The sequence below is a fragment of the Shewanella sp. AC34-MNA-CIBAN-0136 genome (assembly GCF_040309945.1).
Taxonomy (GTDB): Bacteria; Pseudomonadota; Gammaproteobacteria; order Enterobacterales; family Shewanellaceae; genus Shewanella.
Window position 1 is genome coordinate 12,984 of record NZ_JBEOPJ010000015.1, and the last position, 23,070, is coordinate 36,053.

Consider the following 23,070-nt stretch of genomic DNA (forward strand, 5'->3'; position numbering starts at 1 on the left):
TAATGGCTATTGGGCTGTAGAACTATATTATAGTGGGCGGTATTGCGGTCGAACGGCAACAAGGTGAACCGTGCTAGTAGTGCGCTCTAAAAAACCACCTTCGCAGTAGCTCAAATAAAACTTCCACATACGGATAAAGTCATCGCCGTAATTTAAGGCTTTTATTTTATCGTAGGCAGCATCAAAATTTTCATGCCAGTGTTTTAGGGTACGCGCATAGTCCTTGCCCATATCGTCGATAGACCAGGTTACCATGTCGGTTTTCTTGGCAATATGTTTGGTCATCTCACTCACCGACGGTAAACAACCACCGGGAAAAATATAACGCTGAATAAAGTCAACACTCTTACGATAACTGTCGTAACGTTGATCGGCAATAGTAATGGCTTGAATGAGCATGCGACCGCTTGGCTTAAGCAGATGCTGTAGTTTTTCAAAAAATCCCGCTAAATATTCGTGTCCCACAGCTTCGATCATTTCAATTGAAACCACGCGATCATATTCGCCTGTCAGTAAACGATAATCTTGTTTTAGTAAGGTAATCCTGTCTTCAAGCCCTTCTTGCTTTACTCGCGCCTGTGCATAATCGAACTGGGCATCAGAAATGGTAGTAGTGGTCACATGCACGCCATAATGTTTTGCAGCATAAATGGCCAACGCGCCCCAACCAGTTCCTACTTCAAGCAAGGTTTGACCTGGGGTTAACTCTAAGCGCTCGCAAATGGTGTGCAATTTATGTAATTGCGCTTCATTCAAGCTACTGTCATCTGCAGGATAAAGTGCACTTGAATACATCATTTCTGGGTCAAGAAACTCCTTATACATGTCATTACCTAAGTCGTAATGAGCCAGAATATTGCGTTTTGAACCCGTTTCAGAATTACGATTAAATATATGCTTAATGCGATTAACGCCGTTGCTCAACCATGAAAAATAACGTTCTATGTTGTCTAGTAATGCTAAATTTTGGGCAAAAACCTGCACCACTTTGGTTAAGTCAGGGCTACACCAATGGCCTTGAATATAAGCTTCGCCAGCCCCAATTGAACCACCAAATACCACTTGACGATAAAAGTTGGCATGCTGAACTTGCATAGTTGCGTGAACTTCGCTTTTGGGATCGCCAAACTCTGATGTTTGATTACCATCGACAATGGTTAAATGACCTTCTGCAAGATGTGCTAATGCACGAAGAAGAATTTTCCTTGCTAGGCTGTCAGATAAACTCGCTTGAGTCATGCTGCTTTCTGCCGCCGTATTTTCCATGTCATCTCTCCAATTCATACACTGTCTAATTCGTTCGCTTTATTGGCGTAATTAAAGAGTAATACGTGATAAGCATCTATTTGGTTTACATTTTGTAAAATTAGTTAGCTTTAATCGTTTGCTTGCCTACAAAAGGGATTCGTTTAATAAATAGCTTCATTGCCTGCCAATAAATACCCAGCATAATTTTGCTAGTCATCAAGGGATAATTCAGCATAAATCGGCGCATAGATCGCGAATTTATCGATTGGCGTTTTAACACTAAACCGGCATCAAATAATTTATCGTTATTGGCATTTCGATTTTCGATGGTCACTTTCAAGTTTTTGGCCGGAGGCGTAATACGCCACAAGTAATGCATGTCTAAATTCATAAACGGAGACACATGAAAGACTTTGTCTGTTTGAACGGTATTCGCAATATCAACCAGATAACAATGGCGCTCATTCCAAGGGGTATTACTGACCTCGGCAAGCATATAAACCATGTCATTTTGATGATAACAAAAGTAAAAATTGACCGGACTAAAATAAAAACCAAAATGGCGTATCTGCCCAGAAAATATCACTTTATCGCATGTTTGTGTGGCACCTAAATGCTTAATGGTTGCCAACACGCGTTGCTTTAATGCAGCAGCATCCCCCTTGCTCGCCTGAGTCAGCACAAGTTGATCACCAAATTGTTGCTTTAGGGAATTCAGGTAATCGCTAGGATTAAATTTAAGCGGGGTAAACTTGTCTGTGGAAAACAATCTACTGACTGCCGTTACTGCCGGCAGTTCATCTAAATCAATTGCCATCATCGCAATGTTATAACCAAAACTGTGCAACTTAGGCGTATGACGGCGATGGTTTATCTTGCCGCAATAAATGCCACTGTTTAATTGATCATGTTCCATTATCGATGTGGTTTGACTCATAGACTAATCCCAAACAGATCGCATACTTCAACTGCGCTACGAACGCCGTCTTCATGAAATCCATTATGCCAGTAAGCACCAGCAAAATAGGTATTATGTTTACCATTAATGAGTGATTTTTTCGCTTGCGACTTCATGCTGGCATCATTAAATACTGGGTGAGCATAATTAAACTTTCGCAAAATTTTACTTTCATCAATCGATGCAGTTTGATTTAGGGTGACACAAAATGTAGGTGCACTACTCGGTAAACACTGCAAAATATTCATATTATACGTCACGCTAGCCGGACGCTGAGCAATATCTTGCTGATTAACACCATCTAAACGATAGTTCCAACTTGCCCATGCCGCTTTACGCTTAGGCAATAAATTAATATCTGTGTGCAGCACCACTTCATTATTCTGATATTCCATTGCGCCTAACACGTCGATCTCATCTTGAGTGGCATCGGTTAACATCGCTAACGCTTGATCGCTATGGCAACTCAACACTACATCGTCGAAGTGCTGCCATTCACCGTTAGCAACTTGAACATACACACCATCATCGCTACGTTTGATACCACTCACTGGAGAATTAAGCTGGATACGTTCTTTAAACGGTGCGGTTAAGGCTGGGATATAACTGCGCGATCCACCTTCAAGTACATACCATTGCGGGCGATCATTAATATTTAATAAACCATGATGCTGGAAAAAACGAATAAAGAATCGCAATGAAAAGCCGCGCATATCATCAATACTGGCAGACCAAATGGCCGCGCCCATAGGCAAAATGTAATGCTCACAGAAAAAGGCTGAGAAACCTTGTTGATCAAGATACTCACCGAGTGAAGACGTTGGGTATTTGTCAGCCTCATAAATAACTTTACAACCATTGTTGAAACGAACAATTTCACCTAAAAACCGGTAAAAACTTGGGCGTAACAAATTACGACGTTGGGCAAATAAGCTCCACAAATTATGGCCGTTATATTCAAGCCCAGTGAGTGCATTATTAACACTAAAACTCATTTCAGTCGGTAAAGACTTAATATTAAGTTGTGCCATTAATGTTTCAAATAGCGGATAAGTCCGGTCATTAAACACAATAAAACCAGAGTCAATTGCGTATTGCTGCCCTGCTACTTCCACATCAATGGTCGCTGTATGGCCACCAATATAATCATTAGCCTCAAACACGGTTACCGTGTGTTCACGGCTTAATAGGTGGGCACACGTTAACCCCGAAATCCCAGTACCAATTACAGCAATATTTTTCATTTAGTTAATCCTTGACGCTAATACTTGTTCTTGTGGTGAATTGACTTGGGTTTACTATTTAGGTGCCAGCAAAAATACTAGTAATTTTTCTGGCAATAAAGAGGCTAATTTAAGTAACCAAGTAAATTTAGTTGGGAAATGGATTTCACGGCGTTGACGCTGCATACCATTATAAATAGCCTCAGCCGCTTGCTTAGCGGTGATTTGCATTGGCATAGCAAAGTCGTTTTTGGCGGTTAACGGGGTTTTAACAAAGCCCGGACAAATAACGCTCACCCCAATACCATGCTGAGCAAGGTCAACTCGTAAACTACGGCCTAAATAACCAATAGCCGCTTTTGATGAGCCATAGGCTTCAGCACGCGGGAACGGTAAATAAGTGGCACTTGAACTCATTAATCCCAGTTGTGCACCACGGCTCAATAAAGGTAAAAAATGCTCAAGGCAGTAACCCATGGCAACCACATTAGTATTGATGACTCTGGCAAATAGCGCTGAGTCGAAATGCAATGCATCGTCAATGTATTCACAGCTGCCAGCATTAAGAATCACCTGCTGCAACTGCCAGTGATTATCGTGTAATAGCTGCTTAAGTTTGGCGGCGGCTGCTTGTACCTGAGAACAATCGGTAATATCAAATTCAAGCGGAGTGGCCCCAGTTATGGCTTGTAAGGCTTGGGCATTTCGACCACAGGCTATAACGGCCACGCCTTTAGCCAGATAATGCTCCGCTAAAGCTAAACCAATACCAGAACTTGCACCGGTTATCAAAACCGCTGTTGTATCCGCAGGAACCATTGCCATTACTTAGTCACCCTATTTTTGAGTAAGCCAATTAACCCACCTAAAAACGGCACTTGCTCGTACAGCATTTGGCCCAGATCAAAATAATCACGGTGAGAAAAAATCTTATCAGAGAATTTAAGTTGCGACATGCCTTCAACATTAATCAGCTGTCCCTTACTTAATTTAGGGTGTGAATAGCTCATAGTCCAATACAATGCTGCTTGTTGCTTATCAGCACTGATCACCACTTCTTTAATATCAAATTCAATGTGGGTGACATTTTGATACATGTTGGCAAAATAATCGGTTAATGCTTCGATTCCCTCTACATGATGCATGGGATCTCGAAAGCAAATATCATCCCGATAAACTTGACGAAGTAAAAATAGATTATCTTTATTAAGCTGTTGATACATATTAATAAAGTCATCAACAATAACCGGATGACCATTAACGGACGCAGAGCTGTCAGCATTTAATGATTCGGATTGAGTATCAACTGTCGACTGTGCACCTTGCATTAACGGACTCCTATTACACGACCAAGAAAGAATACACGTAACCAGATATAACAATGCCTTATATGACAATAAGATAAAAGTATTTCATGGCCGTGCAGTAAATAAAAACTAACTTGGTATTTATACGAGATAGCGCAGGAAGTAGATCACCCTTTAAACGAATCACAAAGTAACACGCCTAAGCATGGCTTAGGCGTTAATAACGTTTATAAATTGAAACTGTTCTTTAGTAACCCTTTTTGGCTACCGGCTGCCAGTACTTATCAACTTCTTGTTTAATAAAAGCTTGTTTGGCTTTAATGGCATCAGCTTCAATAAATCCAATAGCAGCATGGGCTTTTTGTTTGGTACTGTAATCTGGATACTCAACTTCGGTAACAGACATTTGACTCAATATGCGGGCTAATGCTTCACGGGCATACGTAACCTGTTCAGTCGATTTATCCAGTAACTCAATCCCTTCTTTAGGATTATGAGCGTACATACCATGCGATGCGGTGGCAAAATCCCAACGCCATTGTGAATGACGAATAGCCATAATCGCATCATTCATTTGCGGCCATGTGGCTCCGGCATCCCATGCTGCTTTGGCTTCGTAATGTGCTTTAATCAGTAATGACTCTACATTTCGTGATTTAGCATCAATATTGGCTTTGGTTTTATCAAGCTTTTTGGTGATGGCCGCTTTACTGCTATGACAATTTGCACAACTACGATCAAAATTGTCTAATGCGCCACCCACCTTATGGTCAGTAAATGTAGCGCCTTTTTCATCGGTCGCAGGCGGCATATGACAGGTTATACAGGTCACGCCTTGCTTAGCATGAGCCGAACGGCTCCAATGCTCAAACTCTGGATGACGCGCTTTTAATATTGGGGTTTTAGAAATGGGGTGGATCCATTCGTAAAAGCGACGAGTGTCGTAATATTTTTCAATTTCATCAGCTGTGCTGCCAAAAATCCATGGAATATTAACTTTGTTATTATTTTCAGGCTGGAAATAATAACTCACATGACATTGACCACAAACCTGAGCGCCTTGCATGCTGCGGTCTTGCTTATCAAAAGGCAGTTTAATTTTTTCCATCGCATTTTGCGCATGAGGGCGTGGTAATGCGAGTTTAGCACTGCCATCAACATGACAATCACTGCAGTAAACAACGGATTTGATTTCACGGCCTAAATCGACAAAATTGGCACCTGAAAAACCTTGCATACCCATTTCTTTGATCAATCTAGGGGCATCAGGTGTTTTACAGGTCCAGCAACTGGCAGATAAACCTTTGTCGCCTTCAGCTATTGCAACACCAGTACGCAAGGTATGCGTCACGTCAGCAACAGCAAACTGATGCCCTCGAGGGCTATGGTATTCTTTGGCAAATGACGAACCCGCCCATAAAATGATATTGGCAGGATATTGCGCCAGTATATCGTCTCGTTCGACTTGTTCTTCTGTTGCTTGCCAAGAGTCATATTGTTGTGGAAACTTAAGTTGATTAGGATCCACTTCAGCACTTTGAAGCGACCAAGACGTTAGACTCAGCAATGCCATTGCGCTAATAATAATGCTTAACCCTACCTTGCTTCGCATTGGCCGAGTCGCTTTCATTATTACATCGATAAGTAGATCCATCATATTGCTAACCTTTCTCCAATCTCTTAATTTACAGCGCTACATTGTTCGATAAGTCTGTAGCACTACTTTTGAACTGTTTAGTATAGTTAACTGTTTCGTTAACTTGCGTCATCAATTTAGCTCACGTTATCCAGGACGACCATCAAGACGTGGACGCAGTAAAATCGGCGCGTAAAACCATACAAATAAACCAAAACCGATAAACCAACATGCTCCAGCTGCCCATAACCAAATTTGGGTGTATTCAGGCATCAACAAAGGCATTCCTGCACGTAAAACAGCGGCGAGAGGCAAACATAAAAATGCCCACGTCATATTAGGGCCTTGATAGATATTGCGACTAGTATGCCCAAGTGAAACGCGTGAAATCATTGATAAACATAATGATGCGATGCCGCCAATAGCAAATAAATGCAATAAGGTACGATAGGCATATTCGTTATCAATGTTGATTGCCATCAATAACAATGTGATTGGCAACGATAGATACGAAATATGCAATGACCACAGCATCGGCTCTTTTAGGGTTTTATGTGCTTGCCAACGAGCAAAACGGACTAAATGCAATATGCCTGCTACTGCAAGCAGTGCTTGTTCAATCCCCTTTGGAAACCAATGACTTATTGCTTGAATAAACAGTAAACCCATTGCTAATAATAATGTATTTTCTAACACATTAATGGGATCAGGCTTGGGTTGTTGAATTTTCATTGCGGTAAAAAATGGGATAACTCGACCGCCAACAATGGTAATAACCATGGCAAGCCACCAAATCATTCCTTGCCATAATTGGGTCGATAACGAAAAGTTACGTTCGGACAAGGCGTAATAACTGGCTAAATTAACCAACAATGCGACCACCAGCATGATAGGAAAACCTATATTGCGCCATTGTTTAACCGGATAAATACAGCGCCACAATGCCAACGCACTTAACCCTAAAAATAAGCTGTCAAATATTGCAGGTAAGATCAAAGGAATGTTCATTGGTAATAGCAACATTAAGCGGGCAATGAGCCAACAACCAAAGGTGACCATTAACGCGCGCCCCGTAATAGTGGGTTGATTGGTCCACGCTTGCACTGCTGTGAGTAAAAAACCGCACACAATAGCCATAGCGAAACCAAATAACATTTCGTGAGGATGCCACCATAGCGGCACAACGTTGGCCCAAAACTCACTGTTAAATAAGCTATATTGCGGAGTAAACCAGCCCATTAACCACAACGGGATGTATAACGCTGCGACACTTGCTCCACCTAAAAAAAACGGTCTAAAACCCAAACGCCATATTGCAGGAGTGTTATCAATTTCAGCAGGATCATCAATATTCAGCATAAGCAGTGCACTCACTTAGTGGATTAACATCAACAAGATTTAAACATGCATAATATATAAATCTTTAATATGGCCATTCTATGCTGTTAATTGAAGTGCTTCAATCAATACTCATCAATCCACTCACCAGCCAAGCTCATAGTGTGATCTAACGCAAAAAAAGCCGCTATTATCATAAGAGATAATAGCGGCTTAATTGTGTTGTTGCTGATTTCTCGAACTAAAATGGACTCAGTAACCTGAGTTCAAGATAACAAACGGCTCTCAAACAGCCCTTTGTCTTGCTAACTGCGTTAAATGTTGATCGAAACAATTAACCACGCTTTAGCGCACTTAGTACTTCTATCGCCCGCAAGCGTGCCATCTTGTGTTCGACAATAGGTTGTGGGTATCGGTCATCCTGGCGTTGTGCAAATAAGTCATTAACATTGATGGTTTTGGGTTGATGAATATCGGCCAAAGACCAAGTAGACAATTCGGGAACATAACGCTTTATGAAACTGGCATCAGGGTCGAACTTACTGCTTTGCGTCATTGGATTAAACACGCGGAAATAAGGTTGCGCATCGCAGCCGGTTCCTGCTGACCATTGCCAACCACCATTATTGGCGGCTAAGTCACCATCAATTAGTTTTTGCCTAAAATATCGCTCGCCCCAACGCCAATCAACCAATAAGTGTTTAGTTAAAAAGCTGGCTACCACCATGCGTAATCGATTATGCATCCAACCGGTTTGATTTAATTGGCGCATAGCAGCATCAATAATTGGATAGCCTGTTTGGCCGTTACACCAGGCGGTAAACTCAGTAAGATTATTACGCCACACAATGCCGTCGCCTAACTCATTAAAGTTATGATTCATGGACAAGCGTGGAAACGCCACCAGTAAATGGCGATAAAACTCACGCCAAATTAATTCATTTAACCACGTTTTTGCGGGGCAAGTGTCATCGACTAAAGCTTGGGGATAACGCGCTAATATGGCTGCGACACATTGACGGGAACTAATGACCCCAATAGCTAAAAATGGCGATAACCGACTGGTTCCTTCAAGGGCAGGAAAATCCCTTTCGGCTTGATAATCTGCAACTTGGTTTGCTAGAAATTGATCGAGTATTCGCTTTGCTGCGCCTTCTCCAGCAGACCATTGCTCACTAGACATTTTATCGCAGTTAAATACCACTTCACTGGGAGTTGCCAGTACTGCAGCGATTGGCGCAGGCACCGCGACCGGAACAATCGCGCGCTGGCCGGCAATGCTTTTCCACTTTTTAGCAAAAGGGCTAAAGACTTTGTACATATCACCAGCCAAGTTTTTCACTTGCCCTGGTGCCAATACACAATCTTGGTCGATTAACGTTAATGGTACACCGCTATCAATTAATGCGCGGTCTCGACGACGTTCATTTATTTCAGGCTCATTGGCTGCATACACAGCTGCTATATCATGCTGCTCGATATAAGCGGCTAACAAGGTTTGTACTTCATCGAAGTCTTGTGCGTGCAACACATCTAGATGAATACCTAACACCGCCAATGCCTGCGCTAACAAATTGACATGTCGCTGGATAAAATCAATTTGTATCGGTGCAACATCATGCTGCGCCCATTGTGCTGGTGTGACAAAATACACAGCTCGAACATGACTATGATTACTGGCAGCAAACTCACACGCAGCCACTAAAGCAGGGTTATCCGCCAAGCGTAAATCTTGCCTAAACCACATTAAACTATTCATAGAAGTCATTCACAATCGACCTAATAAGCATAACGAAGCTTAAGCGCTTCTGGATGTGGATTTAAATACACTTGGTCTTGAATATACGGGGTATGAAACTCACGCACATAATGGTTAATCAAGGTAATTGGCACTAGCAAAGGCAGCAGCCCTTGGCGATATTTTAAAATTGACTCACTCAACTCTTCTTTTTGTTCAGCGGTTAACTGCTTCTTAAAATAGCCTTGAATATGCTGCAAAGTACTGGTGTGATTTTTACGGGTGGCAATAATTTTAAGTGCCGTCATAAAGCCTTCAAAATATTGTTGCGCAGTTTGCTCAACATCTTGAATATCGGCCAATATAGGCCCTAAATCACGATACCACTTTGGGCTGTGAGCCATTAATAAATACTTATAACGCGAATGAAACTGCATTAACTTATGCTTAGTGATGCCCGATTTAGTCATTTGCTTCCAATCGTTATAAGCAAATACACGGGTAAAAAAGTTTTCTCTTAATGGCAAGTCATGTAAACGGCCTTCTTCTTCTACTGGCAGAAATGGGTAGCGTTCCATTAATTTTTTTGCAAAAACACCGATGCCGGTTTTAGTGCCATGATTGGTACCAATTTTGTACTCGGTAACCCTTTCCATGCCACAGGTTGGTGATTTGGCACATAAAATATAACCGCCAAGGTAATCAAGCTCTTCCACTTTTGCTTGGGAGTATTCATTAAGCTTGTCTGTCACATCGAGCGTTCCATCAGCACTGCGAATATGCACTACATCGCCATCTCGTATTTGACGGATACTTTTGCGTGGTGCGCCCATGCCGATCGCCATTTCAGGGCAAACAGTGGTGTATTCAAAAAATGGTTCTATTTCTTGTCTACAGTAATAAGAGTTTTTGTGTCCGCCATCAAAGCGGACTTGGTTACCCAACAAGCAACTGCTGATCCCAATTTGGATTTTTTCTGGCACAAATGTATCGATATTTGGCATATTATGCACTCCTGTGGCAACTGTAATATTCCCAAAGTGGGATAAAAAAAGATGTCATGCTAACTACATATACTATTAAGCAAAAATACGAATAAAACACCCATTAAGTTCATTATTTATAGGGTTATTTATCGTTTTTGCAATATGAGCCTACATATTAGTCAAATAACGCACACAAAAAAACAGAACCTAAGTTCTGCTTCATTATTCATCTTTTACTTGTCTTCCACCTGAACGGCCCAGATTAAGCTTCAACAGGATTAACTATTCGCTTTGTTGCCGACGCGTTCTAATCCCCACACCAAACCAATCCCCACCAGCAGACACACTATGGCAATGATAATTTGTGATGATTCGCCAGTGATTTGCTCAAACTGAAACGGAGATAAATTTTGCTCAACCAAAGGCACTAATTCACCCTTAGAATTCTCGCGCCAACTGATCACTTGTTTCCATGGCCAAATTTTACCTAGCGTCCCGAGCATTAATCCCGTTAAAAATAATAACGTCGTGTCATGGAATTTACGTAACAAGGCCGATAACACATGACTAAAACTTAATAATCCAACCACAGCACCAATCGCAAAACAGGCTAAATAAACAATATCAAAGCCTTTAGCTGCCGCTAATACCGCTGGATACATCCCTAAAAGCAACAAAATAAAGCTGCCTGAAATCCCAGGTAATATCATGGCGCAAATAGCAATAGCACCACAAAAGAAGAAATTAAGGTAACTCACCTGCATTTCAATAGGATGTAACACTGTAATAGCCCACGCAAAGGCGACACCGACAATGAACATGGCAATCCGCATAGCAGTGAATTTGTTCACTTGCTTAAGCATATGAACCACGGAAAATAAAATTAATCCAAAAAAGAACGACCACACAGGAACGGGGTGAGTGACCAATAGCCAAGAAATCAATTTAGCTAAGGTAAAAATACTGGTGAGGATCCCACCAAATACACACACGAGAAAAGGACCGTTAATGTGTAAAAAGGCGGCTTTAATGCCTTTTTGTTTGATAATGCCCACTAACGACCAGTTTATTTTGCGAATGCCATCCAATAATGGGTCTAAAATACCGGTAATAAACGCAATAGTGCCACCCGACACGCCCGGCACAACATCTGCAGCGCCCATGGCCATACCTTTGAAATAATTCAATAACAGTGAGTCAGTTTTCAAAATTCATCCTTAATGTGTCTAATCACGTAAATTATACCTGTGCCCTTTGCAATGAGCGATGGAAAATATTCAACGGGGCTTTTCCGCAGGTTACAACAATGTTAATCTCGTCCGACCAGATAACGATTAGAGTTCATTTATGATCCCAACTAAACCCAATAAAGTCATGTCACTATATAAGAAAGTCACTGCTTATCCATTTGGTAAACAGATTTTTTCTAAAATGGTGTCTCGAATGGCGCCCTATTTTGGCACAGTACACCCTTACATAAGTGATTTACGCGTTAACCGCTGCGAATGTTTAATCAAAAAGCGCAAGAAAGTCCAAAATCATATTGGAACCGTGCATGTGATTGCCATTTGTAATGGTCTGGAAATGGCCATGGGTACGATGGCAGAAGCATCAATCCCGGCTCATTTACGCTGGATCCCTAAAGGCATGAGCGTTGATTACACCGCCAAAGCGGGCAGCGACATTTTATGTGTGGCAGAGGTAAAACCAGAACAATGGCAAGTGGGTGATATGTTAGTCGACGTAAAAGCCTATGACACTAACGGTGTTGTGGTGGTCCAAGGGCATATTAAGCTATGGATTTCAGAGAAACCTCAAAAATAACTAAGTAATTTAATCACCTTTATTCACTTTTGCTAGGGAAGCATAATGTTAAAAAATGGTCTGGCGCAAGCTAACACAAATCATCTCGGTAAAATCATTCCAGTCGCAGTTTTACTGCTAATGCTGATCAGTTTATATGGCAGCTGGTATACCATTGATCAGGGTGAACGTGGGGTATTGCTGCGTAACGGTAAAATTATCGATACTGCAGAACCCGGTCTTGGATTTAAAATTCCACTGATGGATACCGTGGTTAAAATATCAACCCAAACTCATACCGCAAACTACCAAGGTTTACAGGCGTATAGCCGCGATCAACAACCTGCCACCTTACGCGCATCAGTCACATTTAGCATACCGCCAGATCGTGTTGAAGAAGTATATGCTAATTTCAAAAGTATCGACTTAATGGTGTCACGCTTACTCGACCGCCAAGTGCCAACCCAAATTGAGAATATTTTTGGTAAGTACACGGCTATTTCAGCGGTTCAGGATGAATCCCCCCAGAATGCATACCTATTAAATGGGTGAGTGAGTGAAAGGCAAATACTAACAACAACTTAAAAAACACGACGTTTCGGTATCAATACCTAACAATATACCGAATGAAAATTTAAATGACATTTATAGGTATATAAATATTTGATAACCCGTCCCTTTAAATTTCGTCTGTTTGTTGATAAAATTGATAGATAACTCATATTTATCTATCAGAACCGTAAACTCGGTAGCCCCCATTGTTAAACTGCAACACTCTAGATTGGGATTATGTTGTGCGTTCGTATTAAAGTTTGATAAATCATAATAAAGTTTGATCATCTATAATATAGTTTGATAATTTCTGGCACTTTTGCAGGAGGAAACGGGTTAGGAGTTACATATTGCTGCCCCTTTTTGTGCTTCGACTAACTAATATCTCACTACACCAACCCCGTATTTAACCTGATTTTTGTTATGCATGTAATGTTAAGAGCGGATTTAAATAGCATTAGCTATCAGAACCCAAATCAAGTCTTTTCCTTTAGTAAATATAGAAAGTGCAACTGAGTTCACAATGTGAAATTCATTACCCACGGTATTCTAAACTCCGGCCGTTCGAATAGAGGGAGAAACAGTAGTGACAAAAGACAAGAATCAAGTGAATTTCAGTGAAGACTATGAGTTAAACCGTCATTTAAAAAAAGTGGGGAAGAGGCAAACTCAGGAAAATAGAGATGCACTAAAGTCGATAGGTGACCAAGTAAAGCAAGAATTGGGGAAAACTCGACTCAAACATGAAGAACTTGAAGAAGGAATAAAGAAAAATAGATCTAAACTTGATTAGGAAGAATCGACAAAGCTTAAGAGTCGTTCATGTTTTGATTTATATAGCTCGCAAAGTGGCAAAAGCTCAGCTTGCTTTGCCCCAAAACGAGCTTGACAAAATCTAAGTGAGTGGCCAGTTTTCGTAGGCCACTACAGGTGGAATTTAATAGTATTCAGTCAGTACAGTAATCTACCAAATCTGCTTATTCTTACTTCAAATGCGCTCCTTCATACATCAGGTAGTTGAAGCTACGCTTTATCAAGCGCAAAATACCGTATTGCAAATGAAAACCTCTCAAACTAATTAATTTGGAAATATTTAACTCAAGGATGACTGTGATACCTAACTACCAACAATTCATGCGGCCATTTTTAGAAATAGCACAGGCAGCTAATGGCAACGAGGTGAAGCTTCGTGATGTCATTAATCAGCTTGCAGATAAATTTAACCTAACTGAAGCTGAACGTAGCGAAACACTCCCTAGCGGTAAACAAAGTGTTTTGGACAACCGCATTGGTTGGGCTCGGACTTATCTCACCAAAGCTGGCCTGCTTGACGTCACTCGCCGGGCACACTTTGTCATTACTGACAGAGGTATTAAAGCGCTGCAAGACCCAAAGGTGATTATTGATAATCACTACCTAAAGCAGTTTGATGAATTTATCGCCTTTAAAGAGTCAAAAGCTGACGCTACTACGCCCCATATTGAATTACCTTCAGATACTGATAACTCAGATAATGACATCACCCCTGATGAAGCCTTAAGAGCTGCTTATAAAACTATTAACGAGGCGCTTACATCAGAACTGCTTTCTCGCACTCGCAATGTCACCCCAGCCTTTTTTGAAAATCTTCTCATCCAATTATTACTTGCTATGGGATATGGCGGTACGGGTGAAGGCGCAGCTCACGCACTAGGAAGAAGCGGTGATAATGGTATTGATGGCGTGATAGACCAAGATCCTTTAGGTGTCGACCAAATCTATATTCAGGCCAAACGCTATGGTGAAGGAAACAATGTCAGCGCAGGTGATATTCGTGATTTTTTTGGTGCGTTAAACCTTAAAAAAGCCCAGAAAGGCATTTTTATCACCACATCTGATTTCACGCCATCCGCAGTGCAAACCTCCAAAGATTTAGGTATGCGTATCGTACTGATAAACGGCAAAGAATTAGCAAAACTCATGTTACGATACAACATCGGCAGTAGAGACGAACAAATACTGCACCTAAAGAAAATCGACGAAGAATTTTTTGAAGCATAAACACGTAAATTCAATTGTTTATGCTCTTTTTTAAGAGTAGGAAAGCCTTATTTATGAATAAACAACAACTCGCCGCCAAAATCTGGGAATCAGCTAACCAGATGCGATCAAAAATAGAAGCCAACGAATACAAAGATTACATATTAGGCTTTATTTTTTATAAATACCTCAGTGATCAACTCGTGCAGTTTGTCACTAAAGAAGGCATGACAGCAGAAGAGATTAAAGCCTTAAATGAAGATGATCCAGAAACTGTCAAGTTTGTGCAAAGCAATTTGGGTTACTTTATTGCCTACGACAACTTATTTTCAACTTGGGTTGACCCTAACTCAGACTTTGATGAGTCTAACGTGCGCGACGCGCTCTCTGCCTTTAGCAGGCTTATCCATAAAGATCACAAAAAATTATTTGACGGTATTTTCACAACTCTGGAAACCGGACTAAGTAAACTAGGTGAAAGCGCAGGTAAACGCACCAAAGCTATTAGTGACCTGCTGCACCTGATCAAAAGCATCCCAATGAATAGCAATCAGGGCTACGATGTATTGGGTTATATTTATGAATATTTAATTGAAAAATTTGCCGCTAATGCCGGTAAAAAAGCGGGTGAATTTTATACCCCTCATGAAGTGTCGGTATTAATGTCACACATCGTCGCGCACGAGTTACAGCATAAAGACACTATTGAAATTTACGATCCAACCAGCGGCTCGGGATCATTGCTTATCAATATTGGACAGGCAGTGGCGCAATACGCTAAAAGTAAAGATAACATTACCTATTACGCCCAAGAGCTAAAGGCCAACACATACAACTTAACCCGTATGAACTTAATCATGCGCGGCATTAAAGCCAACAACATTAAAACCCGTAATGCCGACACCTTAGAAGACGATTGGCCATATTTTGATGAAAGCGACCCAAAAGAAACTTACGAAGCTTTGTATGTTGATGCCGTAGTTTCTAACCCGCCATATTCTCAAAGCTGGGACTCTACCCATAAAGAGAGCGACCCACGTTATTCGCGCTTTGGCCTAGCGCCTAAAACCAAAGCCGATTTTGCCTTTTTGTTACATGACCTTTACCACCTAAAGCCCGATGGCATTATGACCATAGTGCTGCCGCACGGGGTATTGTTCCGTGGAAGCGCCGACTTGGATGGTGAGGGGGTTATTCGTAAACAATTAATTGAGAACAACCATATCGATACCATTATAGGTTTACCGGCCAATATTTTTTTTGGTACCGGTATCCCTACGGTGATTTTGGTTTTAAAGCAAAAACGGCAAAATACTGATGTACTGATAGTCGATGCTTCTAAGCACTTTTTAAAAGAAGGCAAAAACAACAAACTGCAAGCCTCCGACATCAAGCGGATTACCGATGCGGTGATTAACCGTGAGAGTAACCCTAAATTCTCGCAAGTTGTCAGCAAGCAGACCCTGCGCGACAACAGCTATAACTTAAACATACCTCGCTATGTAGATTCCTCTGCTGCTGCCGAGAGCTGGGATTTACACGCCACAATGTTAGGCGGCATACCCAACAACGAAATAGCCAATTTACAAGAATATTGGCAGGCCTTACCGCAATTACACGCCTCTTTGTTTACATCCAAATCAGCCGCTTACAGCGAACTTGCCATTGATAAAGAATCGGTAAATGCCACAATCACTCAGCACCCGCAGGTGGTGGAATTTATTACTAGCTACAACCAAGCCTTTAACTGCTTCGACGATTATTTAAATACTACTCTCATTCTGGGTTGGGCTGCGGTTAATCGTAACCAAATCGAGGCCGAACTCAGTGAGGAACTATTCAATCGCCTAGCGCCTATTGTACTAATTGATAAATACCAAGCCTACCAACACCAGAACAACCAATGGCAAATCATCTACGCCGATCTAGAGATGATGCAAACCGAAGGCTTTGCCGCCACCAAACTGGTGGATGCCAACATGGTGATAAAAAAGAAAGACGGTAAAGATATTGAGGTACAAGATGGTTGGAAAGGCCACATACTGCCTTTTGATTTAGTGCAACAAACCTATTTAAGTAATGACTTAAATGCTTTAGTTAAGCAAGAAACCCGTTTAGCTGAAATTGCAGCTGAATTTGAAGAGATTTTAGAATCACTGCCTGAGGAAGAAAAAGAAGCCGACACAATAAAAGAAAGCAAAGACGGCTTTGCCAATGCTGAAGTAACAAAAGCCGCAAAAGCCTTTTTAAAAGAGCAAAAGGAAACCAAAGCCAAGTTCGCAGCAGTGAGCTATGAAGCTAAAATTATTCAAGTTAGTGCGCTAATAGAAGAAGATAAAACTCTTAAAAAAGCCATAAAAAAGGCTAGTACTGCACTGCACTTAAAAACCAAAACCTCTATAGAAGCCTTAACGGACGCGCAAGTAAACAATATATTACACCTTAAATGGATTACCCCACTATGCAGTGAATTAGCAAGTATGCCAAGCGCAGTCATTACTCAACTCACTAGTCAAGTACAAGCCCTCGCCAATAAATACGCTGTGACCTATTCGCAAGTGACCAGCGAAATTAAAATCACCGAGCAATCGTTGGCTGAAATGATGAGCGAGTTGACAGGCAATGAGTTTGATAAACAAGGCTTGGCCGAACTCACTAGCTTATTGAAGGGCGAATAAAATGAGTGTAGAAAAGAATGTGCCGCAAATTCGTTTTAAAGGGCTTAGTGGGGAGTGGGCTACCTCAGAAATTGCTAAGCTTGCATTATTTAATCCAAAAGAAGAGTTACCTGAATGCTTTAAATATGTGGATTTAGAGTCTGTCAAAGGAACATCTTTAATAGGGTATAGATTAGAGTTAAGAGAACATGCACCTTCAAGAGCACAACGTCTTGCGAAAAAAGGTGATGTTTTTTTTCAAACAGTAAGGCCTTACCAGAAAAACAATTACCTATTTAATAATGTTGATAATGATTATGTATTTTCAACTGGTTATGCCCAATTACGACCTTATTGTGACAGCAAATTTTTGTTAAACCTTATTCAACTTGATTCATTTGTTAAGGATGTTCTGGATAATTGTACTGGTACAAGTTACCCAGCAATTAATGCCACGATATTAGCCGGTTTAGAGGTGAGCTATCCTTATATAGACGAAGAACAAACACAAATTGGCAACTACTTCCAAAAGATCGAGAGCCTAATCAACCAACACCAACAAAAGCATCACAAGCTCTGCAATATAAAAAAAGCCATGTTGGAACGCATGTTCCCCAAACAAGGCCAAACCACCCCAGAAATCCGCTTTAAAGGGGTTCGTGGGGCTTGGGAGGCAAAGACGCTGGGCGATCTAACAATATTTAGAAGAGGTTCATTCCCTCAACCGTATGGTAATAAAGAGTGGTATGGAGGTGAAGGCTCTATGCCATTTGTTCAGGTTGTTGATGTAAGCAAAGAATTGTCACTTGTTGAAAATACAAAACAGAAAATTAGCTTAAAGGCTCAGCCTCTTAGTGTGTTCGTACCCAAAGGAAGCGTTGTAGTGACTTTACAAGGAACCATAGGAAGGGTTGCGATAACTCAATATGATAGTTTTTTTGATAGAACAATTTTAATTTTTCAGAGTTTCTCGAAAAATACAGACGTCTCTTTTTGGGCTTACACCATACAAAACAAGTTCGATTTGGAGAAGAAAAGAGCACCAGGTGGAACAATTAAAACAATAACTAAAGATGCTTTATCTTCATTTGAGGTGCTAATACCATCAATCGAAGAACAAACCGCAATTGGTAACTACTTCCAAAAACTAGATGCACTTATCAATCAGCACCAACAACAAATCACCAAACTCAGTAACATCAAGCAAGCCTGCTTGAGTAAGATGTTTGTATAACAAGGAAAGTGTATGACCACCTTTAAAACCGAAGCACAATTTGAGCAGGCCTTTATTGAAGTGCTTACCAACAAGGGGTGGGAAGCTGAGGTATTAAAAAATAAAACGGAGGCCGATTTACTGCAAAACTGGGCGGATATTTTATTTGAAAATAATCGCCAACGGGATCGTTTAAACGACGTGCCACTAACCAGCAGCGAAATGCAGCAAATTATTGAGCAGATAAAAGAGTTAAAAACTCCGCTTAAACTCAATGGTTTAATTAACGGTAAAACTGTTGCCATTAAGCGCGATAACCCCGCCGATAGTTTGCATGTTGGCAAAGAAGTCAGCCTGAAGATTTATGACCGCCAAGAAATTGCGGCAGGCCAAAGCCGTTACCAAATAGTGCAACAGCCTAAGTTTGAACGCGGTAGCCCGTTGCGGAATGACAGACGTGGTGATGTGTTGTTACTGATTAACGGGATGCCGGTGATCCATGTTGAGCTTAAACGCAGTGGTATTCCGGTAAGCCAAGCGGTAAACCAAATTGAAAAATACAGTAAAGAAGGTATTTTTAGCGGGCTGTTTTCGCTGATCCAAGTATTTGTAGCTATGGAGCCCAATGAGGCCAAATACTTTGCCAATCCAGGCTTAGATGGACACTTTAATCCAGATTATCAATTCAACTGGGCCGATTTTAATAATGAGCCAGTTAACAACTGGAAAGACATTGCTTCAACTCTATTGTCTATCCCTATGGCGCATCAGTTAATTGGTTTTTATACCGTCGCCGACGACACCGATGGCGTGCTGAAAGTCATGCGCAGTTACCAGTATTACGCCGCCAATGCCATCTCCGATAAAGTGGCTAAAACCAACTGGCAGCAAATGGGCAGTAGCGCAAACAACGTAGATCGCCTAGGCGGTTATATTTGGCATACCACAGGTTCTGGTAAAACCATGACCAGCTTTAAGTCGGCGCAGTTGATTGCGCAATCAAAAGATGCCGATAAAGTCATTTTTTTAATGGATCGGATTGAGCTGGGTACGCAGTCGCTTGCCGAATACCGCAACTTTGCAAGCGATGGCGAGGACGTGCAGGCCACTGAAAATACCCATGTATTGATCACTAAATTAAAAAGCACCGACCCAGCACAAACCTTAATTGTTAGCTCGATTCAAAAAATGAGTAATATTTTTGAAGAAGTAGTCGATGTCGATGACACTGCGACAGGTCTAGCAACAAATAGCGCCGACATAGAAAAAATTCGTGCCAAGCGCTTGGTGTTTATTATTGATGAAGCGCACCGCTCAACCTTTGGCGATATGCTCTCCATTATTAAGCGCACCTTCCCGCGAGCCTTATTTTTTGGTTTTACCGGCACGCCAATTCAAGAAGAAAATGAAAAAAAAGGCAATACTACTAGTACGGTATTTGGTAACGAGCTACACCGCTACAGCATTGCCGATGGTATTCGTGATGGTAACGTATTAGGGTTTGACCCTTATAAAGTCAGTACGTTTAAAGACAAAGATTTACGTCAAGCAGTAGCCCTCGAACAAGCCAAAGCAGATTCGGTGGCTGATGCTTTATCAACACCAGCCAAAAAGAAAAAGTTTAACCACTTTATGAATGACGTGCCAATGGTCGGTCATGAAGATCCAACTGGTCAATACATTAAAGGCATAGAAGACTATGTACCTAAAAGTCAGTATTTAACCGAAGCGCATCAAGAAAAAGTAGTGGATGACATTCTTCAGAATTGGGAAGTGCTTAGCCAAGCGAGTAAGTTTCATGCCATTTTAGCAACCAATAGCATTGCCGAAGCCATTGATTATTACCGTCGTTTAAAAGCAGCCAAGCCAGATCTAAAAATATCGGCCTTGTTTGACCCCAATATAGATAATGATGGCAGTGGTGACAGAGGACCTACCTTTAAAGGCGACGGCCTAGAAGAAATCATGGCAGACTATAACGCCCGTTATGGCCAAGATTTTGATTTTGCGCGACATGCAGCATTTAAAAAAGATTTGGCCGCCCGTCTTGCCCATAAACGGCCTTATGATCGCATTCATAAAGAACCACAAAAACAGTTGGATTTACTCATTGTAGTGGACCAAATGCTCACAGGATTTGACTCTAAATGGCTTAATACCTTGTATTTAGACAAGGTAATTAGATACCAAAATATCATTCAGGCGTTTTCGCGCACCAACCGATTATTTGGTCCCGACAAACCTCACGGAACCATTCGTTATTATCGCTACCCGCACACTATGGCGCAACACATTGAGGATGCCGTAAAACTCTATTCTGGCGACAGAGCCATAGGCTTATTTGTTGATCGGCTTGAAAGTAATCTTGTAGCCATGAATGAGCTTGTAGCAGACATTACCGAGCTGTTTGTGAATGCAGATGTGCAAAACTTTGACAAGCTGCCAGAAGACATTGCCGCCTGCGCTAAATTTGCCGATTTATTTAAAGTCTTTAATCAGCATTTGGAAGCCGCCAAAGTACAAGGCCTAGATTGGAATGAATTGGTTTATTCCTTTGGTGATGCTTCATCAAGTGACAGCGATGTTACACATGATGTGACGCTAACGATTGATGAACAGACTTATCTAGCCTTAGCGTTAAGGTATAAAGAGCTAGTAGGCAAAGGTGATGGTGGTGGCGCAGGCGGTGGTGATGTGCCTTTTGATATTAGTGGTTATCTCACTGAAATTGATACAGGTAGAATCGACGCCGACTATATGAATAGCCGTTTTGATAAGTTTTTAAAAGAGCTTAATCAACATCAAGATCAGGCTAGTATCGAACTCACGCTTAACGAGTTGCATCGATCATTTTCATCGTTAACTCAAGGTGAACAAAGGTACGCTAAGCTCTTCTTGCACGACTTGCAACGCGGCGATGCTGAGATAATTGAAGGCCATAGCTTTAGGGACTACATCAACGACTACAAAGGTAATGCGGAGAATGCACAACTAAACGCAGTTGTTAACGCTTTAGGTTTAGATAGAAGCCTACTAGTAACGCTAATGGGCGACAATGTTAACGAGAAGAATATTAACAATTTTGGTCGCTTCGATGCGCTAAAAGAAACCGTTGATAGGGCAAAAGCCAAAACTTACTTCGAGAAATTAGATGGATCTACTATTGCGCCTTTTAAACTGAATATACGCATAGATAAGTTCCTTAAGCAGTTTGTTTTTGCGCACGCGGATGAGCTACTAGCCGATATTCCATCCGAGTTAGATATTGAGGCTACGATGTTGAGTCCAACAGCGTAGGTTTTTTGATGAGAAAAGATATTTCAAGTGTGCGTTATTATATAAACCTGATAATTTCGCACATTTTTCGATTAGAGTTTGATTGGTAACTTAAAACGGTTTTGTCCCGAAGCTTGTTCGAAATAACAGAGATTTTGGCTTACACGCTATCCTGTGGAGCAAGTTTTAGAAATGTAAGTGCGGTGTTTAACGTACTGGAGTAGATATAATTTGGAATTATTTACATTTTTACATACAGTTGGTAATGAGCTCATCCCTGAAAAAGCTAAGATTCATCTAGCTGGATGGAATGGATTTCAAAACCCGCTTGATGTGTATTTAAGAGGGGAGTTTGAAGAATGGCAATCTTGGCAAGCGAAGCAAAATTTTAATCGTGAGTATATCGTTTCTCTTATTCAAATGTCTGAATCAAACACTTGGCTATTCGCTGGTGTGTATCGATCTATATCAAGTGTATGGAATGAGGATCACTATGACTACCTTACTCAAAAAGTTGAGCTGTTTGAACCATATTCAGGTCGATTAAAAGTAACTTTTAACAGGCCCGGTCGGCAGGCTTACCTAATAGCTGAAAATTGGATCACTTCCATCACAATCAGTGAATTAACTTCTGAGAAGTTAGTTATTGAAAGTTTTAAAGGGTATCAAAATACTAAACTATCTAAAGCCCACCTTGATATTATCGTGAGTCAACAAGTCAGTGATTGGAAATCTGCACTTTCAAGTGTTTCTGGTGTATATCTCATTACTGATTTAGCGTCAGGTAAGCTCTATGTTGGTAGTGCTACAGGTGAAGGTGGTATTTGGCAAAGGTGGAATGATTACTCGTTTACAGCGCATGGTGGAAACAAACAACTTTATTTATTGCTTCGAGAAAAAGGAATTGAATACTCAAGTAATTTTCAATATTCAATACTCGAAATTGCAGATACGCACAAAACTAAAGATGAAATATTATCAAGGGAAAGTTATTGGAAAGATGTTTTGGGGTCAAAAAAATTTGGCTATAACGATAAGTGAATGGAAGCTAGTTGACTTTAGAAACCATAAAGTAAGCGCACGGTAGTGCAGCTTTGTTTATATCTATTGAATATA

Annotated in this window: 17 protein-coding genes and 1 pseudogene; 8 read left to right on the top strand and 10 right to left on the bottom strand. The window is 41.0% G+C overall.

Features of this window, described 5'->3' with window-relative positions; translation table 11 throughout:
* Positions 1 to 27: 27 nt before the first annotated feature.
* From AAEY94_RS14820 to AAEY94_RS14865, 10 genes are all read right to left on the bottom strand, one after another.
* Positions 28 to 1,266: a class I SAM-dependent methyltransferase gene (locus AAEY94_RS14820; protein WP_350979134.1), complete on the bottom strand. Its 1,239-nt coding sequence runs from the start codon at positions 1,264 to 1,266 to the stop codon at positions 28 to 30.
* 100 nt (positions 1,267 to 1,366) lie between these two features.
* The gene (locus AAEY94_RS14825) at positions 1,367 to 2,185 is read right to left on the bottom strand and encodes a DUF1365 domain-containing protein (protein WP_350979135.1); all 819 of its coding nucleotides are present in this window, start codon (positions 2,183 to 2,185) and stop codon (positions 1,367 to 1,369) included.
* Entirely contained in the window at positions 2,182 to 3,450 is a 1,269-nt protein-coding gene (locus AAEY94_RS14830) for an NAD(P)/FAD-dependent oxidoreductase (RefSeq protein WP_350979136.1), read from the bottom strand. The genes AAEY94_RS14825 and AAEY94_RS14830 overlap by 4 nt, the downstream gene beginning before the upstream one ends.
* A 54-nt stretch (positions 3,451 to 3,504) precedes the next feature.
* Positions 3,505 to 4,254, bottom strand: a complete 750-nt coding sequence (locus tag AAEY94_RS14835) for an SDR family NAD(P)-dependent oxidoreductase (protein WP_335692398.1) — start codon at positions 4,252 to 4,254, stop codon at positions 3,505 to 3,507.
* Positions 4,254 to 4,652 (bottom strand): nuclear transport factor 2 family protein, encoded by a 399-nt coding sequence (locus AAEY94_RS14840; RefSeq protein WP_049763600.1) that lies wholly within the window; start codon positions 4,650 to 4,652, stop codon positions 4,254 to 4,256. Before AAEY94_RS14840 ends, AAEY94_RS14835 begins: the two co-directional genes overlap by 1 nt.
* Before the next feature lie 331 nt (positions 4,653 to 4,983).
* Positions 4,984 to 6,390: an ammonia-forming cytochrome c nitrite reductase subunit c552 gene (locus AAEY94_RS14845; protein ID WP_409085816.1), complete on the bottom strand. Its 1,407-nt coding sequence runs from the start codon at positions 6,388 to 6,390 to the stop codon at positions 4,984 to 4,986.
* A 129-nt stretch (positions 6,391 to 6,519) separates the two neighbouring features.
* A complete protein-coding gene (locus AAEY94_RS14850) occupies positions 6,520 to 7,731 on the bottom strand; it encodes an NnrS family protein (RefSeq protein ID WP_182744186.1) in 1,212 nt (403 codons plus the stop codon).
* A 313-nt stretch (positions 7,732 to 8,044) separates the two neighbouring features.
* Positions 8,045 to 9,478, bottom strand: a complete 1,434-nt coding sequence (phrB, locus tag AAEY94_RS14855) for a deoxyribodipyrimidine photo-lyase (RefSeq protein ID WP_350979137.1) — start codon at positions 9,476 to 9,478, stop codon at positions 8,045 to 8,047.
* Between the two features lie 11 nt (positions 9,479 to 9,489).
* Positions 9,490 to 10,452 carry a DUF523 and DUF1722 domain-containing protein gene (locus AAEY94_RS14860; protein WP_194956051.1) on the bottom strand — a complete coding sequence of 321 codons (963 nt, stop codon included), beginning with the start codon at positions 10,450 to 10,452 and terminating at the stop codon, positions 9,490 to 9,492.
* 260 nt (positions 10,453 to 10,712) lie between these two features.
* Positions 10,713 to 11,642: a polyprenyl-phosphate transporter gene (locus AAEY94_RS14865; RefSeq protein ID WP_502959403.1), complete on the bottom strand. Its 930-nt coding sequence runs from the start codon at positions 11,640 to 11,642 to the stop codon at positions 10,713 to 10,715.
* Between the two features lie 139 nt (positions 11,643 to 11,781).
* On the opposite strand from AAEY94_RS14865, the gene AAEY94_RS14870 reads away from it, so the two are divergent.
* The 8 genes and pseudogenes from AAEY94_RS14870 to AAEY94_RS14905 all read left to right on the top strand — a co-directional run bounded on the left by AAEY94_RS14870 (position 11,782) and on the right by AAEY94_RS14905 (position 22,995).
* Positions 11,782 to 12,258: a hotdog fold domain-containing protein gene (locus AAEY94_RS14870; protein ID WP_101088780.1), complete on the top strand. Its 477-nt coding sequence runs from the start codon at positions 11,782 to 11,784 to the stop codon at positions 12,256 to 12,258.
* A gap of 45 nt (positions 12,259 to 12,303) precedes the next feature.
* Positions 12,304 to 12,753, top strand: a pseudogene (locus tag AAEY94_RS14875) (SPFH domain-containing protein); the annotation flags it as partial.
* 622 nt (positions 12,754 to 13,375) lie between these two features.
* Positions 13,376 to 13,582: a hypothetical protein gene (locus AAEY94_RS14880; RefSeq protein WP_350979138.1), complete on the top strand. Its 207-nt coding sequence runs from the start codon at positions 13,376 to 13,378 to the stop codon at positions 13,580 to 13,582.
* A gap of 311 nt (positions 13,583 to 13,893) precedes the next feature.
* Positions 13,894 to 14,829, top strand: a complete 936-nt coding sequence (locus tag AAEY94_RS14885; RefSeq protein WP_350979139.1) for a restriction endonuclease — start codon at positions 13,894 to 13,896, stop codon at positions 14,827 to 14,829.
* A gap of 53 nt (positions 14,830 to 14,882) precedes the next feature.
* The gene (locus AAEY94_RS14890) at positions 14,883 to 17,486 is read left to right on the top strand and encodes a type I restriction-modification system subunit M (protein WP_350979140.1); all 2,604 of its coding nucleotides are present in this window, start codon (positions 14,883 to 14,885) and stop codon (positions 17,484 to 17,486) included.
* Position 17,487: 1 nt separating this feature from the next.
* Complete coding sequence (locus AAEY94_RS14895; RefSeq protein ID WP_350979141.1) at positions 17,488 to 18,699, top strand: restriction endonuclease subunit S; 1,212 nt, start codon at positions 17,488 to 17,490, stop codon at positions 18,697 to 18,699.
* 12 nt (positions 18,700 to 18,711) lie between these two features.
* Positions 18,712 to 21,975, top strand: a complete 3,264-nt coding sequence (locus AAEY94_RS14900; RefSeq protein WP_350979142.1) for a type I restriction endonuclease subunit R, EcoR124 family — start codon at positions 18,712 to 18,714, stop codon at positions 21,973 to 21,975.
* A gap of 210 nt (positions 21,976 to 22,185) precedes the next feature.
* The gene (locus AAEY94_RS14905; RefSeq protein ID WP_350979143.1) at positions 22,186 to 22,995 is read left to right on the top strand and encodes a GIY-YIG nuclease family protein; all 810 of its coding nucleotides are present in this window, start codon (positions 22,186 to 22,188) and stop codon (positions 22,993 to 22,995) included.
* Positions 22,996 to 23,070 lie beyond the last annotated feature (75 nt).